At 69.5% G+C, this 14,348-nt stretch carries 15 protein-coding genes; 8 read left to right on the plus strand and 7 right to left on the minus strand.

The window, feature by feature from the left end; all coding sequences use genetic code 11:
* Nucleotide 1 precedes the first annotated feature (1 nt).
* From RV986_RS02990 to RV986_RS03015, 6 genes are read left to right on the plus strand one after another with little or no spacing between them, the layout of a single operon-like run.
* The gene (locus tag RV986_RS02990; RefSeq protein ID WP_475915877.1) at nucleotides 2-808 is read left to right on the plus strand and encodes a TauD/TfdA dioxygenase family protein; all 807 of its coding nucleotides are present in this window, start codon (nucleotides 2-4) and stop codon (nucleotides 806-808) included.
* Entirely contained in the window at nucleotides 805-1,509 is a 705-nt protein-coding gene (locus RV986_RS02995; RefSeq protein ID WP_475915878.1) for an SDR family NAD(P)-dependent oxidoreductase, read from the plus strand. Before RV986_RS02990 ends, RV986_RS02995 begins: the two co-directional genes overlap by 4 nt.
* Nucleotides 1,506-2,036 carry a carboxymuconolactone decarboxylase family protein gene (locus RV986_RS03000; protein ID WP_475915879.1) on the plus strand — a complete coding sequence of 177 codons (531 nt, stop codon included), beginning with the start codon at nucleotides 1,506-1,508 and terminating at the stop codon, nucleotides 2,034-2,036. Before RV986_RS02995 ends, RV986_RS03000 begins: the two co-directional genes overlap by 4 nt.
* A gap of 34 nt (nucleotides 2,037-2,070) precedes the next feature.
* On the plus strand, nucleotides 2,071-3,333 hold the full coding sequence (locus RV986_RS03005; protein WP_475915880.1) for an aromatic ring-hydroxylating oxygenase subunit alpha: 1,263 nt from the start codon (nucleotides 2,071-2,073) through the stop codon (nucleotides 3,331-3,333).
* Nucleotides 3,320-3,640: a hypothetical protein gene (locus RV986_RS03010; protein ID WP_475915881.1), complete on the plus strand. Its 321-nt coding sequence runs from the start codon at nucleotides 3,320-3,322 to the stop codon at nucleotides 3,638-3,640. The genes RV986_RS03005 and RV986_RS03010 overlap by 14 nt, the downstream gene beginning before the upstream one ends.
* 2 nt (nucleotides 3,641-3,642) lie before the next feature.
* A complete protein-coding gene (locus tag RV986_RS03015; RefSeq protein ID WP_475915882.1) occupies nucleotides 3,643-4,866 on the plus strand; it encodes a metal-dependent hydrolase family protein in 1,224 nt (407 codons plus the stop codon).
* 61 nt (nucleotides 4,867-4,927) lie between these two features.
* Here the strand turns inward: RV986_RS03015 and RV986_RS03020 are convergent, their stop codons facing one another.
* The 7 genes from RV986_RS03020 to RV986_RS03050 are packed head-to-tail and all read right to left on the minus strand — an operon-like array spanning nucleotide 4,928 to nucleotide 12,342.
* Complete coding sequence (locus RV986_RS03020; protein ID WP_475915883.1) at nucleotides 4,928-5,719, minus strand: enoyl-CoA hydratase; 792 nt, start codon at nucleotides 5,717-5,719, stop codon at nucleotides 4,928-4,930.
* A 15-nt stretch (nucleotides 5,720-5,734) separates the two neighbouring features.
* Nucleotides 5,735-6,883: an acyl-CoA dehydrogenase family protein gene (locus RV986_RS03025; protein WP_475915884.1), complete on the minus strand. Its 1,149-nt coding sequence runs from the start codon at nucleotides 6,881-6,883 to the stop codon at nucleotides 5,735-5,737.
* Nucleotides 6,880-7,803, minus strand: coding sequence for an acyl-CoA dehydrogenase family protein (locus tag RV986_RS03030; RefSeq protein WP_475915885.1), 924 nt, complete (start codon nucleotides 7,801-7,803; stop codon nucleotides 6,880-6,882). The genes RV986_RS03025 and RV986_RS03030 overlap by 4 nt, the downstream gene beginning before the upstream one ends.
* The gene (locus tag RV986_RS03035; protein ID WP_475915886.1) at nucleotides 7,793-8,734 is read right to left on the minus strand and encodes an NADPH:quinone oxidoreductase family protein; all 942 of its coding nucleotides are present in this window, start codon (nucleotides 8,732-8,734) and stop codon (nucleotides 7,793-7,795) included. The genes RV986_RS03030 and RV986_RS03035 overlap by 11 nt, the downstream gene beginning before the upstream one ends.
* Nucleotides 8,731-9,747, minus strand: coding sequence for a phosphotransferase family protein (locus tag RV986_RS03040; protein WP_475915887.1), 1,017 nt, complete (start codon nucleotides 9,745-9,747; stop codon nucleotides 8,731-8,733). Before RV986_RS03040 ends, RV986_RS03035 begins: the two co-directional genes overlap by 4 nt.
* On the minus strand, nucleotides 9,744-11,021 hold the full coding sequence (locus tag RV986_RS03045) for an acyl-CoA dehydrogenase family protein (protein ID WP_475915888.1): 1,278 nt from the start codon (nucleotides 11,019-11,021) through the stop codon (nucleotides 9,744-9,746). Before RV986_RS03045 ends, RV986_RS03040 begins: the two co-directional genes overlap by 4 nt.
* Nucleotide 11,022: 1 nt before the next feature.
* Nucleotides 11,023-12,342, minus strand: a complete 1,320-nt coding sequence (locus RV986_RS03050) for an AMP-binding protein (RefSeq protein ID WP_475915889.1) — start codon at nucleotides 12,340-12,342, stop codon at nucleotides 11,023-11,025.
* Between the two features lie 112 nt (nucleotides 12,343-12,454).
* Between RV986_RS03050 and RV986_RS03055 the strand changes: the two genes are divergently transcribed.
* Together RV986_RS03055 and RV986_RS03060 are read left to right on the plus strand one after the other, a co-directional pair.
* Nucleotides 12,455-13,135: a TetR/AcrR family transcriptional regulator gene (locus RV986_RS03055; protein ID WP_475915890.1), complete on the plus strand. Its 681-nt coding sequence runs from the start codon at nucleotides 12,455-12,457 to the stop codon at nucleotides 13,133-13,135.
* A gap of 72 nt (nucleotides 13,136-13,207) precedes the next feature.
* Nucleotides 13,208-14,287 (plus strand): NAD(P)H-dependent amine dehydrogenase family protein, encoded by a 1,080-nt coding sequence (locus RV986_RS03060; RefSeq protein WP_475915891.1) that lies wholly within the window; start codon nucleotides 13,208-13,210, stop codon nucleotides 14,285-14,287.
* The last annotated feature ends 61 nt before the right edge of the window (nucleotides 14,288-14,348 follow it).

Here is a 14,348-nt window from a genome sequence, read left to right on the forward strand (position 1 = left end):
CATGATCGCAACGAAGGCCCTCAGCCCGAGCCTGGGCGTAGAGGTCACCGGCGTCGACCATCTGCTCGACGATCAGCTGATCAGCCGGTGCGCGGAGGCGCTCCAGTGGCGCGGCGTCCTGCTCATCCGCGGGCTGCACCTCGACGACGAAGGCCAGCTGGCCTTCAGCCGCAAGCTGGGCAAGGTCTTCGCGGTGGGCGGGAAGGAGATCTTCACCGTCTCCCTCGACCCGGCCAAGAACCCGACGGCCGAGTACCTCAAGGGGACGTTCCACTGGCACATCGACGGCACCCTCGACCCCGTACCGACCAGGACGACCACGCTGACCGCGCGGCACGTGGCGACGACCGGCGGCGGAACCGAGTTCGCGAGCACCTACGCGGCGTACGAGAACCTGCCGGAGGCGGACCGCAAGCAGTACGACGACCTGCGCGTGGTGCACAGCTTCGAGGCCGCGCAGCGACTGGTGACGCCCGACCCCGGTCCGGAGGTGGTCGCGGGCCGGCGCAAAGTGCCCACCCATGAGACGCCGCTGGTGTGGAAGCGCCGTGACGGCCGCCGCTCCCTGGTGATCGGGGCCACGGCGGACCACGTCGTCGGCATGGAGCCCGCCGAGAGCCGGCAGCTGCTCGACCGGTTGCTGGAGTGGACCACCCAGGAGCGGTTCCGCTACGCCCACGACTGGCAGGTCGGCGATCTGGTGGTGTGGGACAACACCGGGATGCTGCACCGGGCCCTGCCGTACCGCGCCGACTCGGAGCGGACGCTGCATCGCACCACCGTCGTCGGCGACGAGAAGCTGTCATGAGGACGGCTGTCGTCACGGGCGGCGCCTCCGGTATCGGGCGGGCCATCACGGAGCGGCTCGCCAAGGACGGCTACCAGGTCGCCGCGCTCGACCTCAACCCGTCGGACACCAGCCTCGTCCCGGCCACCGACGTGACCGACCGGGCCCAGGTGGATGCCGCCCTGGCCGCCGTCAGAGAACGGCTGGGACCGGTCACGATCCTGGTCAACGCGGCCGGGATGGACGGCTTCAAGCGCTTCGCCGATCTCTCCTTCGAGGCCTGGCACCGCGTGATCAACGTCAATCTGAACGGCGTCTTCCACTGTGTGCAGGCCGCGCTCCCCGACATGATGGAGGCGGGCTGGGGACGGATCGTCAACATCTCCTCCTCCAGCGCCCAGTCGGGCCAGCCGTTCATGACGCACTACGTCGCCTCCAAGTCGGCGGTCAACGGACTGACAAAGGCGCTGGCCCTGGAACTGGGCCCGTTCGGCGTGACGGTCAACGCGGTGCCGCCGGGCTTCATCGACACCCCGATGCTGCGCAAGGCGGAGTCGCGCGAACTGCTCGGCGGGACGGTCGAGGAGCACATCCAGCGCACTCCGGTACGACGGGTGGGCCGCCCGGAGGACATCGCCGCCGCCTGCGCGTTCCTGGTGTCGGAGGAGGCCGGCTACATCACGGGCCAGATCCTGGGCGTGAACGGGGGCCGCAACACATGAACCGCATCCCGCCGCTCCCCTACGAGGAGTGGGACACCGAGGCGATGGCGTCCTTCGCGCCGGGGCGCAAGCTGTTGCCGTCCAACGCCCTGGGCCTCTTCGCGCGGCACCCGGAGCTGGCCTCGGCCTTCCTGGGCTACAGCCGATATCTGCTGGGCCGCCGTTCGACACTGTCGCCGCGCACCCGCGAACTGGCGATCCTGCGGGTGGCCTGGCGCAGGCGCTGCCAGTACGAGTGGTCCCAGCATGTGCTGATGGCGCGGGAGGCCGGCGTCACCGACGAGGAGATCGACGCGATCCGCGTCGGCAAGCCGACTCCGATCACCCGGGCAGTCGACGAACTGGAGGCGGATTCGGGCCTGTCGGACGACACCTACCAGGCGCTCGCCTCCGAGCTGGACGACCGGCAGCTCATGGATCTGGTCTTCACCATCGGCACCTACGGCCTGCTGGCCATGGTCCTCAACACCTTCGAGGTGGAGCTCGATCCCGGCCTACCTGCGGAGAACTTCACTACCACTGAGTGAGAATGTTATTCTCACTCTGGAAAGGGGGGCAGCCATGCCACACTTCAGCAAGCCTGAGGCCGGGAGCTGGACCGAGCAGTACCCCGAACTGGGCACGAGTCCCGTGAACTACGAGGACTCGATCGATCCCGCCTACTACGAGGCCGAGCGCGAGGCCATCTTCAAGCGGACCTGGCTCAACGTCGGCCGCGTCGAACAGGTCCCCAAGCCCGGCCACTACTTCACCAAGGAACTCGCCGCCGCCGACACCTCACTGATCATCGTCCGCGGCCGCGACCAGCAGATCCGCGCCTTCCACAACGTCTGCCGCCACCGCGGCAACAAACTCGTCTGGAACGACTTCCCGGGCGAGGAGGTCAAGGGCACCTGCCGCCAGTTCACCTGCAAATACCACGCCTGGCGCTACGACCTCACCGGCAAGCTCACCTTCGTCCAGCAGGAAGGCGAGTTCTTCGACCTCGACAAAACCGACTACGGCCTCAAAGAAGTCGCCTGCGACACCTGGGAAGGCTTCGTCTTCGTCAACCTCGACCCCCAGCAGCCCCTCCGCGAGTACCTCGGCGACATGGCCAAGGGCCTGGAGGGCTACCCCTTCCACGAGATGACCGACGTCTTCACCTACAAGGCCGAGGTCGGCAGCAACTGGAAGCTGTTCATCGACGCCTTCGCGGAGTTCTACCACGCTCCTGTCCTGCACCAGAAGCAGGCCACCAAGGAGGAGGCGGAGAAGCTCCTGGGCTACGGCTTCGAGGCGCTCCACTACGAGCTGCACAGCCCCCACTCGATGATCTCGTCCTGGGGCGGCATGGCGCCGCCGAAGGACCCCTCGATGGTCAAGCCGATCGAACGGGAGCTGCGCAGCGGTCTGTTCGGCCCCTGGGACCGACCCGACATCGCGGGCCTCGACCCGCTGCCCGCCGGTGTCAACCCGGCCCGCCACCGCTCCTGGGGCACCGACTCCTTCGTGCTGTTCCCCAACTTCATGCTGCTCCTGTGGGCACCCGGCTGGTATCTGACCTACCACTACTGGCCGACTGCCGTGGACAAGCACCTGTTCGAGGCGAACCTCTACTTCGTCCCCGCGAAGACGGCCCGCGACCGCCTCGCCCAGGAACTCACCGCCGTCACCTTCAAGGAATACGCCCTCCAGGACGGCAACACCCTCGAAGCCACCCAGACCATGCTCAAAGGCCGCTATGTCACCGACTTCCCCCTCAACGACCAGGAGATCCTCCTGCGCCACCTCCACAAGGTCGTGAGGGATTACGTGAAGGAGCACGCCGATGCTGCCGAGTGACTTCGCCGAACTCGAGCCCCACAGCGCCTGGATCCTCGGCAGCGAACGGGAGCGGTACGCCAAGCGCCTCGCCAGCTCCATGGCGGAGATGCAGGCGTTCTACGACGCCGCGTTCCCCCTGCTGGACCGCGCGACGACCCACCTCGACACGTTCCCGCTCGACGACCTGCCCGAGCCCGAACGCAACCTCATGCTCCTCATGTTCTCCCTCGTCATGGTGTCCTTCCCCATCGAGGTCTGGAAACAGCCGCGTGTCCCCGACTCGGGCGCCGCGTATCTCGACGTCATCGCGGAACCGCAGGTCTGAGCATGATCACGCTCAGGGCCGCCCGCGTCCTGCACGTCGAGACGGGCGAGATCGAGGAACCGGGCCTGGTCACGGTCGACGGCGACCGCATCACGAGCGGCGGCGACGGAGCCGGCGGCGAGGGGGACGTCCTGGATCTGGGCGACGTCACCCTGCTGCCCGGCCTGATGGACATGGAGGTCAACCTCCTCATGGGAGGCCGGGGAGAGATCCCCGGCCTGTCCCCCGTCCAGGACGATCCGCCGCTGCGCATGCTCCGCGGCGTGGCCAACGCCCGCCGGACCCTGCGCTCGGGGTTCACCACCGTCAGAAACCTCGGGCTGTTCGTGAAGACCGGGGGCTATCTGCTGGACGTCGCGCTGGCCAAGGCCATCGGCGCCGGCTGGATCGACGGCCCGCGGATCGTCCCGGCGGGGCACGCGATCACCCCGACCGGCGGACATCTGGACCCCACGATGTTCTCCGCGTACGCCCCCGGCATCATGCCCCTCTCCCTGGAGGAGGGCATCGCCAACGGCGTCGACGAGGTGCGCAAGGCCGTCCGCCACCAGATCAAGTACGGCGCCCAGCTGATCAAGGTCTGTGCGTCGGGCGGGGTGATGTCCCACACCGGCACGGCGGGCGCGCAGCACTACTCCGACGAGGAGTTGCGGGCCATCGTGGACGAGGCGCACCGGCGCGGACTCAAGGTGGCGGCGCACACCCATGGCGCCGCCGCCGTCCGGTCGGCCGTGGAGGCCGGTATCGACTGCATCGAGCACGGTTTCCTGCTGGACGACGAGACCATCGCTCTGATGGCCGAGCGCGGCACCTTCCTCGTCGCGACCACCGCCCTGATCGACGGGATGGACCTGTCGAAGGCCCCGCCCGAGCTGAAGGCCAAGGCCGGCGAGATCTTCCCGCAGGCCCGGACCGTGGTCGCCAGGGCCCTCAAGGCGGGTGTGCGGATCGCGGTCGGGACCGACGCGCCGGCGATCCCGCACGGCCGCGGCGCCCAGGAGCTCAGCGCCCTGGTCGAGCGCGGGATGACCCCGCTGGAGGTGCTCCGGGCGGCGACGGTCACCGCGGCCGAGCTGATCGACGCCGAGGACCGTGGGCGGATCGCCGAAGGGCTGCTCGCGGATCTGATCGCCGTGCCCGGCAATCCGCTGGAGGACATCTCGGTGATGGCCGACGTCCGCTTCGTGATGAAGGGAGGAAAGGTCTTCCGTCACGAACGCGGCTGAGGAGTGCATGACGTGAGGGGCGGGGCGCGATCTGCGCCCCGCCCCTCACGTCGTCCGCGCTTCACTGCGCCTTGATGTGGTCCTTCATCTCTTCCAGCCGCGTGAGGATCGGATAGCCGCCCACGCTCAGCGCGTTCCCGTGTCCCGTCTCATGGATGTCGAACACCGACTGGACGGCCGCGTAGAAGCCCTGCACGTCGAGGGTCTGGTTGACCGCCCGTTTGGCCTGGCGGAGTGCGAAGGGGTGCATCCGGGCGATCTGCCCGGCCAACTCCATGGTGGCCGTGTCCAGTTCGTCGAGCGGCACGACACGGTTGACCATGCCGACCTGCTCCGCCTCCGCGGCGGTGACGGCCCGTCCGGTGAAGAGGATCTCCTTCGCCTTGCGCGGGCCGAGCTCCCAGGTGTGGCCGTGGTACTCCACTCCCCCGATGCCCATGTGGACCACGGGATCGGAGAACTCGGCGTTCTCGGCGGCCACGATCAGATCGCAGGGCCAGCACAGCATGAGCCCGCCCGCGATGCACTTGCCCTGGACGGCGGCGATCGACGGCTTGGGCACATTGCGCCAGCGCAGCGTGTACTCCAGGTACCTGCGCGCCTCGGCGGTGTAGATCCACTCCAGGGTGATCTTGTCGGGGCTCGGCCAGCGGTCCTTCAGGTCGTGCCCGGCCGAGAAGTGCCGCCCGTTGCCGCGCAGCACGATCACGCGTACGTCCTCGTCGGCCGCGGCGCGGGTCCAGGCCGCGTCCAGGTCGTCGAGAAGACCCATGGTCTGGGCGTTGGCGACCTCGGGCCGGTTGAGCGAGATGACCGCCACCCGGTCCTCGACCTCGTACAGAATCTGGTCCATCCACGTCCTCCTGGGTTATCTCGGCAGGCCGAGGATGCGCTCGGCGATGATGTTGCGCTGGATCTCGGAGGTGCCGCCGGCGATCGTCCCGGCGAAGCTGCGCGCGTACCGTTCGAACCAGCCGGCGATGAAGTTGTCGATGCTCATGTGGTTGGGGGGACCGGTCAGCTCGGGATGGACCAGTCCCTCCTGTCCGCGGTCCTCCAGTGCGTGCAGGCTCGCGACCTGGATCGCCTCGGAGCCGAGCAGCTTGAGGACCGACAGTTCCGCCGGGTCACGGTCGCCGCTGAGCTGGCGGTAGCCGAGCAGCCTGAGCGCCTGGGCGTCCATGAGCAGCGTCGCGTACCACTCCTCGTCGCTGGGCGCGTCCCGGATCAGGTCGTCGAGGCGCTCGGCGAAGCTCAGCCACAGCATGGTCCGCTCGTGCCCGAGCGAGCCGTGCGCCACCGACCAGCCCTTGTTCAGGGGGCCGACGAGGTTCTCGCACGGGACCCGGACGTCAGTGAAGAACACCTCGTTGAAGTCGAGGTCGTCCTGGGCGGCCATGGAGGCGAAGGGCCGTCTCACCACGCCCTCGGTGTCGGTGGGGATGAGCAGCACGCTGATGCCCTTGTGCTTGGGCGCGTTCGGGTCGGTGCGGACGAACGTCAGCAGGACGTCCGCGTCGTGCGCGCCCGAGGTCCACACCTTCTGCCCGTTGACCACGAAGTGGTCGCCGTCGAGCACCGCCCGGGTCCGCAGTCCGGCGAGGTCGGACCCGGCGCCCGGCTCGCTCATGCCGAGCGCCGCCGTGATCTCGGTGCGCAGAATGGGAATCGCCCACCGCTTCTTCTGCTCCTCGGTCCCGAAGGTGAGGATGGAGGCGGCGATGATGCCGATGCCCTGCGGGTTGAAGCTGTGGTAGATCCGCCGCCGCGACAGCTCTTCGAGGTGGGCGAGCTGCTGCGGCAGGGTGGCGTCGCGCCCGCCGTACTCGGGCGGTTTGCCGGGCAGCAGCCAGCCCGCGTCGAACAGTGTCCGCTGCCAGCGCCGTGCCCACGCGGGGACGTCGGCGCTCGACCGCGAGGCGGGGACGGCCTGCTCGGGGGTGGGCAGATGGGCGTCGAGGAAGGCCGCGAACTCGGCGCGGAACTCCTCGACCTCGGAGCCGGAGTCCAGCTTCATCCCGCCACCGTCCCTTCCGGCCGGCTCTTCTCCCGCTGCGGCCCGGACCTCTCCCGGTCCTGCCGCGTCCTGTCCAGCAACGCCCTTCGGTGTACGGCCGCGGTCCCCAGCAGCAGATCGCCGGCCTTGGCCCGCTTGAGGTGGATCTGCAGTTCGTTCTCCCAGGTGAAGCCCATCGCTCCGAAGAGCTGGAAGCCGTTGCGGAAGACGACCCGCTGGCACTCACCGGCGGCGGCCTTGGCCATCGAGGCCGCCCTGCTCCGCCGGGGGTCGTCCTCGGCGATGGTCAGCGCGGAGAAGTAGGCGAGGGCCCTGGCCCGTTCGATGGCGACGTACATGTCCGCCGCCTTGTGCTTGACGGCCTGGAAGGAGCCGATGGGCACATCGAACTGGACGCGTTCCTTCACATGGGCGACGGCCAGGTCCAGGATCCGTCGGCAGCTGCCGACCGTGGAGATCGCCAGGCCCATCAGGGCCAGGTCGGGGATCCCGGGGACCAGACCGGGCGCGGTCACATGGGCCGCGTGCAGGGTCGGGTCGAAGATCTCGACGCGGTCGGCGCCGAGTTCCGAGCCGTCCACGACCCGCACGCCGTCCGCGGTGAGCAGGGCGATCTCGTCCGCGCGGTCCGCGTCGAGGACGAAGCGGCCGGTTCCGTCGAACACCCCGGTTCCCGAGCCCCGCGGCAGCCGCCCGGCCAGCGGCGCGAACCAGGTGGCCGTGGCGAGGAACGGGGTCGGATCGGCGGCGTACCCCAACTCCTCCAGGACGATGGCCAGTTCCACCGGAGGGGCCTCCAGCCACCCCAGTTCCAGATAGGTCGCCCAGAGCTGGTCCTCGGGCTGCGCACGCGACTTGGCGACCGTCTCGCGGACCAGTCGTTGCAGCAGCCGCTGGTCCTCGTCGAACTCAAACTCCACGGCCCACCTCCAGAAGGATCTTGCCGATGGCGGTGCCGTCCAGGTCGAGGGCCGTCGTGACGTCGTCGAGCGGGTGGACGGCGTGGACCTTGGGGTGGATCAGACCGTCGGCGAACATCCTGTTGAGCTCCGCGCGGGTGACGGCCAGCCTGTCCCGCCCGTGCCGCGCCCAGCCGCCGAAGTCGAAGCCGTGGATCGTGACGCCCTTGAGCATCGCCAGATTGAGCGGGATACGCGGCACCTCGCCGCCGGCGAAGCCGACGTTCACGAACCGGCCGCCCCAGCGCATGGCCCGCAGCGCCTGTTCGGAGTGCGGCCCGCCCACCGGGTCGATCACGATGTCGGCCCCGCCGGAGTCCCGGAGCCCGCGCTTGAGGTCGTCGTACGGAAGCACTTCGTGGGCGCCCTGTTTGAGGCAGGCCGTCCGCTTCTCCTCGGTGGAGGCGACGGCGACCACCTGCGCGCCCAGCAGCGCGGCCAGTTCGACGGCCGCGAGGCCGACCCCGCCGGCCGCGCCCAGCACGGCCACCCGCTCCCCTTCCTGGAGACGGCCGATGAGTGTCAGCGCGTTGTACGCGGTGGCGTGCGAGACCCCGAAGGCCGCCGCGCGCCGGGTCGGGATCGCGTCGGGAATCGGGTAGAGGCTGGCCGCCGGGACGGCGACCCGCTCCGCGAAGGCACCGACGAAGACCGAGCCGAAGACCCGTTCGCCCTTCTCGAACCCGTGCCCCGACTCCGCGACCACCCCGGCGAACTCGCTGCCCGGGGTGAACGGCAGCTCCGCCTTGACCTGGTAGGTGCCCCGGACCACCAGTACGTCGGCGAAGTTCACCGCCGCGTAGTGCACGTCGACGAGTACCTCACCGACCGGATCGGGAATCTCCTCGACGACCACCGGGCCGCCGACGGCGTTGCACCGGGCCGCCCTCATAGCCGTGTCGTCGCGGCCAGTTCGGCCGCCTGGGCCGCCATCTGCAGGACCGCGTCCCCGTAGTAGGCCATCTTCGGGTTGCCGCCTTCGCCCTTCACATGGCGGGCGTAGCCGCCCTCCAGCACGATCGCCATCTTGAACCGGGCCAGGATCACGTAGTAGTCGATCTCGCCGACGTCCCGGCCGCTGACCTTGGCGTAGTGCTCGATGATGTCGGCCCGGTCGGGCATGCCCGTGTAGTCGGCGTACCTGCCCGCCGCGTCCCGGTCCTCGTCGGCGTTCGGCCAGCCCATGACGACCCAGGCGAGGTCGAGCAGCGGGTCTCCGACGGTGGCCATCTCGAAGTCGACCAGGGCGGCGAGTTCGGCGGGCGCCCCGTGCTTGAACATGACGTTGGCGAACTGGTAGTCGCCGTGGATGATGCCCGGCTCCCACTGCCGGGGCCGGTGCTCGCGCAGCCAGCCGGCCGCCGCGTCCAGGCCCGGGATCTCACGGAACTTGAACTTCGCCAAGTGCGCCTGCCAGCGGTCGACCTGACGGTCGTGGAAGCCGTCCGGGCGGCCGAAGCCTTCGAGTCCCTGGGCCCGCCAGTCCACGTTGCCGAGCTTGGCGATCCCCTCCACCAGGGCGTGGGCGAGCCCCGGGCGCAGGGACAGATCGCTCTTGAAGGGCTCGGGCCAGCCGTCGGTGTTCATCGGCGACCAGCCGTCCACATGGCCCATGAGGTAGAAGCACGAGCCGATCACGTCGGGGTCGTCGCAGACGGCGATGGCCTCCGGGTGCGGCACCTCGGTCCCGCCCAGCGCGTTCAGCACCCGGAACTCCCGCAGCATGGTCTCGTTGCGGCCGGGCGGGACCTTCTCCGGCGGCTTGCGCAGCACCATCCGCCGCTCGCCGCGCCGGATGTCGAAGATGTCGTTGGAGGTTCCCCCGGAGATGAGGGACACCTCGACCGGTTCCCCCGGAGCGATGTCCCGACCGTCCAGCCAGCGCGCGAGCGACTCGATGTTCACATCTTCTCCAGCTGCTTACGGGCCCACTCCCGGCGAGCGGGCAGGTGCTGAGTGGGCCAGAGCCCGGACGTGGCCTCGTAGCCACGCAGGAGGTCCTTGGCCACCGTGACCTTGTGGACCTCCGAGGGGCCGTCGACGACCGCCATGACGGCCGCGCCGGTCCACATGTCGGCGAAGGGCATCTCGTTGGAGACGCCCAGCGCGCCGTGCAGGTGCATGGAGCGGTACACGATGTCGTGCAGCACCTTCGGCGTCAGGAACTTGATGGCGGAGATGTCCTTACGGACCCGCTTGTAGTCCTGGTACTGGTCGATCTGCCAGGCCGTGTGCAGCACGAACAGCCGGAACTGCTGCAGCTGCGCGTAGGAGTCGGCGAGGTCCGCCTGCACCAGCTGCTTGTCGGCGAGCCTGCTGCCCTGGGTCTCCCGCGACAGGGCGCGCTCGGCCATCATGTCCAGCGCCTTCTGGCACTGACCGACGACCCGCATGGCGTGGTGGACCCGCCCGCCGCCGAGCCGGGTCTGCGCGATGGCGAAGGCCTGGCCCTCGCCGCCGAGCAGCGCGTCACCCGGGACACGGACGCCGTCGTACTCGATGAGCGCGTGCATGCCCTCGTCCGGGGCCTCGCTCATCAGGCCGAGGTGGCGCTCCATCCGGATGCCCGGGGTGTCGCTGGGCACCAGGAACATCGACATGCCCCGGTACGCGCTGACATCGGGGTCGGTCCCCGCCATCACGATGACGAACTCGGAGGTCCGCGCATTGGAGGAGAAGAACTTGCGGCCCGTGATGATCCAGTCGTCGCCGTCCCGCACGGCTCGCGTGGTGAACATCTTCGGGTCGGCGCCGGCCTGCGGCTCGGTCATGGAGAAACAGGAGAAGCACTCGCCTTCGAGCAGCGGCTTGAGGTAGCGCTCCTTCTGCTCCTCGGTGCCGTAGCGGGCGATGATCTCGGCGTTGCCGGTGTCCGGGGCGGCCGTGCCGAAGATGACGGGGGCCCAACTGGACTCGCCCAGGATCTCGTTGATGAGCGCCAGCTTCAGCTGGCCGAACCCTCGCCCGCCCAGCTCCGGGCCGAGATGCGGCGCCCACAGCCCCTGGTCGCGCACCTGCTGCTTGAGGGCCCGGACGATCGGGCCGGTCTCCTCGTCGAGGGGATGGAAGGCCCGGTCCGGGAAGACCAGGTCCAGCGGGTCCACGCGCTCGGCGCGGAACCACCTGATCCACTCCAGTTTCTTCTCGAACTCCGGCTCGGTGGAAAAGTCCCATGCCATGTCAGACGATCCTCGTTTCGTGGTTCCGCCAGTACGTCTCCCGGAGCAGGCCCTTGCGCAGCTTGCCGCTGGGGTCCCTGGGCAGGCTGAGGACGAAGTCGACGGCGCGCGGGCACTTGTACGGGGCCAGACGCTCCCGGCAGTACGCGAGCAGCTCTTCGCCCGTCACATCGGCGGCGGCCGGCTGGACCACCGCGAGAACCCGTTCGCCCATCTCGGGGTCCGGGACCCCGATCACCGCGACGTCGGCCACCCGCGGGTGCATGACCAGGACGTCCTCGGCCTCCTGCGGGTAGATGTTGACCCCGCCGGACACGATCATGTGCGCGGCCCGGTCGGTCAGATGGAGATAGCCGTCGTCGTCGAGGTACCCGACATCGCCCAGGGTGTTCTCGCCGAAGTACACGACACCGTCGACGATGCGGACGTCCTCGCCCGCCCGGCCCACCGATCCCGGGTGGTCCAGCCACTCCTGCGGACCGATGACCGTGAACCCGTAGGCCTCGGTACCGGAGTAGAACTCGTGGATGATCGGGCCGAACCAGTCGAGCATCCGCCGCTTGACCTCGACCGGGCAGGGCGCGGCGCCGTGCAGGACGACCCGCAGACTGCTCAGGTCGCGGGCACGCCGCTGCGCCGGCAGCTTCAGCAGGCGGACGAACATGGTGGGGACGAACTGCGCGTGCGTGACCCGGTGACGCTCGATCAGCTCCAGACACTCGGCCGCGTCGAAGCGGTCCATGACCACCAGGGTCGCGCCGAGCCGGAGCAACGACATGCAGTGGACGAGCGGCGAGGCGTGGTGGAGGGGGGCCGTCGAGAGATAGACGGCGCCGGGGCCGAAGCCGTACTGGGCCAGCCCCTGGGCGACCCGTACGCAGTCCGCGGCCGGGTCGCCCATCGGGCCCGCGGTGAGCTGCTTGCGTACGGCCCTGGGCCGCCCGGTGGTCCCGCCCGAGTACGGCAGTTCCCGTCCCTCGCACTCCTCGGCCTCGCCCGTGACGGGTGTGGCCAGCAGGCGCTCGTACACCTCTTCGGTGACGAGCAGCTTGCCCTCCGCCATCTCGTCGATCTCGGAGGGGAGGAGGTGGGTGTTGACGGGCGTGTAGAGGAGACCGGAGCGCTGGGCGGCCCAGGCGACTTCGAGGAAGGCCGCGCCGCTCGGCATACGGATCGCGATGGCGTCCCCCGGCTTCCGGTCGAGCGCCGCCGCCAGGTGCCGGGACCGTGCGTCGAGCTCGGCGTACGTGACGGTCCTGCCGCCGCTCTCGATGACCGCGATCGCGTCGGGGCGCTGCTTCGCCTGCCATCCCAGATGCATGCGGTGAGAATATCATTCTCAGTGAATGCAAGTAAGAGTCTCGTAACCTGCGCTGCGCGATTCGGTAGGGCGCCGCAACTTATTCCCGTTGAAGTGGAGTATCGTTCTGCAAGTGACCGCAGTCCCCGAAGAACCAGCGTGGCGCCAGCGCGCCGTAGAGCGATCGACCCGTGCCGCGAAGCTGCGCGCCGAGCAACGCGTGCAGCGCTTCCTGGACTCGGCACAGGAGTTGATCGTCGAGAAGGGCACGACCGACTTCACCGTGCAGGAGGTCGTCGACCGCTCGAAGCAGTCCCTGCGCAGCTTCTACCAGCACTTCGACGGCAAGCACGAGCTGCTCCTCGCCCTGTTCGAGGACGCCCTGTCGATGGGGGCCACCAAGGTCCGCGAGGCGGCCGCCACCGAGAGCGATCCGCTGGAGCGCCTGCGGACCGCCGTCGAGACGCTCTACGAGCAGTCGCACCCCAGCCCCGGTGTACGGCGCCCCCTGTTCAACGATTTCGCACTGCAACTGCTGGTCAAGCACCCCGAGCAGGTGGCAACCGCCCACATCCCGCTGCTCACCGTCTTCACCGAGATCATCGAGCAGGCCGCCGAGGCCGGTCTCATCGCCGGCGGGAAACCCCGCCGCCAGGCCGCCCTCGTCATGCAGACGGTCATGTTCGCCTCGCAGGCCCACGGCGTCCCCGCCGACAGCCATGCCCACGCGGTGACCTCCGAGGAGGTCTGGCAGTTCTGCCTCGGCGGCATCTCGGGCGTACCGGCCACGGCGGGCAGGTCCGCCTCCGCCTAGCACCGGTCGGGGCCCACTGATCCTCGCACGCGGGGAGTTCCATTCTCCAGTCTGGAGAGTATGGTTCTCACCATGGTGCCGGAGGATCAGGGGGTTCCCATGACCGTACGGGCGGACGCCAGGCCTCACTACCGGGTCGTCCAATGGGCCAGCGGCAACATCGGCTCCCGCGCGCTGCGGGCGGTCGTCGAGCACCCGGACCTGACGCTGGCGGGGCTGTACGTCCATACGCCGGACAAGGTGGGGCGCGACGCCGGTGAACTGTGCGGCCTGGGCCCGACCAGTGTGATCGCGACCCACGACATCGACGAGATCGTGGCGCTCGGCGCCGACTGCGTCCTGTACATGCCGCGCGCCTGCGACATGGACGAGGTGTGCAGGCTGCTGGCCTCGGGCGCGAACATCGTGACGACCCGGGGCGAGTTCCATCGCGCCGCCAGTCTCGACCCGGCGGTGCGGGAGCGGGTCGAGTCGGCGTGCGAGCACGGCAAGACCTCGATCCACAGCACCGGCAGCAGTCCCGGGTTCATCACCGAGGCGATTCCCCTGGCCCTCAGCTCGATCCAACGGCGACTCGACGGCCTGACGATCGAGGAGTTCGCCGACCTCTCGCAGCGCGACTCGCCCGGGCTCCTCTTCGACGTCATGGGGTTCGGGAAGCCTCCCGCCGAGTACGACGAGCGCCGGCTGTCCGTGGTGCGCGACAGCTTCGGCCCGTCGCTGCACCTGGTCGCCGACACACTGTCGATCCCTCTCGACTCGGTGGAGGCGGTCGGGGAGGTCGCCACCGCGCCCCGGCCGATCCGTATCGCCGCCGGTACCCTGGCGCCGGGCACGGTGGCCGCCCAGCGGATCACGGTGTCGGGCCTCCGGGGCGGCCGGCCGGTGCTGCGCTTCCGTGCCACCTGGTACTGCGGCACCGACCTCGACCGCACCTGGGACCTCCGCGCCACCGGCTGGCACATCTCGGTCGACGGCGACGCGCCGCTCGACATCGACCTGCGGTTCCCGGTGCCCCTCGACCGGATGGCCGCCATGTCGCCGTCGTACACGGCGAACCGTGCCGTCAACGCCGTACCGGTGCTGTGCGAGGCGTCTCCCGGGATCCGGTCGACGGTCGACCTTCCGCACATCGTGGCCATGCTCGGGTGAGCACGTCGTCGTGGCACCCGGGCGGTACGGGCCACCGGCGACGCGAGCGCCCGGCCTCCGG

It is taken from the genome of Streptomyces sp. RLA012, from assembly GCF_056270325.1.

What these genes read in the sequence shown, in the direction of transcription:
- RV986_RS02990 (WP_475915877.1), top strand. Translation starts at nt 2, where the DNA reads ATGATCGCAACGAAGGCCCTCAGCCCGAGCCTGGGCGTAGAGGTCACC.
- RV986_RS02995 (WP_475915878.1), top strand. Translation starts at nt 805, where the DNA reads ATGAGGACGGCTGTCGTCACGGGCGGCGCCTCCGGTATCGGGCGGGCC.
- RV986_RS03000 (WP_475915879.1), top strand. Translation starts at nt 1,506, where the DNA reads ATGAACCGCATCCCGCCGCTCCCCTACGAGGAGTGGGACACCGAGGCG.
- RV986_RS03005 (WP_475915880.1), top strand. Translation starts at nt 2,071, where the DNA reads ATGCCACACTTCAGCAAGCCTGAGGCCGGGAGCTGGACCGAGCAGTAC.
- RV986_RS03010 (WP_475915881.1), top strand. Translation starts at nt 3,320, where the DNA reads ATGCTGCCGAGTGACTTCGCCGAACTCGAGCCCCACAGCGCCTGGATC.
- RV986_RS03015 (WP_475915882.1), top strand. Translation starts at nt 3,643, where the DNA reads ATGATCACGCTCAGGGCCGCCCGCGTCCTGCACGTCGAGACGGGCGAG.
- RV986_RS03020 (WP_475915883.1), bottom strand. Translation starts at nt 5,719, where the DNA reads ATGGACCAGATTCTGTACGAGGTCGAGGACCGGGTGGCGGTCATCTCG.
- RV986_RS03025 (WP_475915884.1), bottom strand. Translation starts at nt 6,883, where the DNA reads ATGAAGCTGGACTCCGGCTCCGAGGTCGAGGAGTTCCGCGCCGAGTTC.
- RV986_RS03035 (WP_475915886.1), bottom strand. Translation starts at nt 8,734, where the DNA reads ATGAGGGCGGCCCGGTGCAACGCCGTCGGCGGCCCGGTGGTCGTCGAG.
- RV986_RS03045 (WP_475915888.1), bottom strand. Translation starts at nt 11,021, where the DNA reads ATGGCATGGGACTTTTCCACCGAGCCGGAGTTCGAGAAGAAACTGGAG.
- RV986_RS03050 (WP_475915889.1), bottom strand. Translation starts at nt 12,342, where the DNA reads ATGCATCTGGGATGGCAGGCGAAGCAGCGCCCCGACGCGATCGCGGTC.
- RV986_RS03060 (WP_475915891.1), top strand. Translation starts at nt 13,208, where the DNA reads ATGGTGCCGGAGGATCAGGGGGTTCCCATGACCGTACGGGCGGACGCC.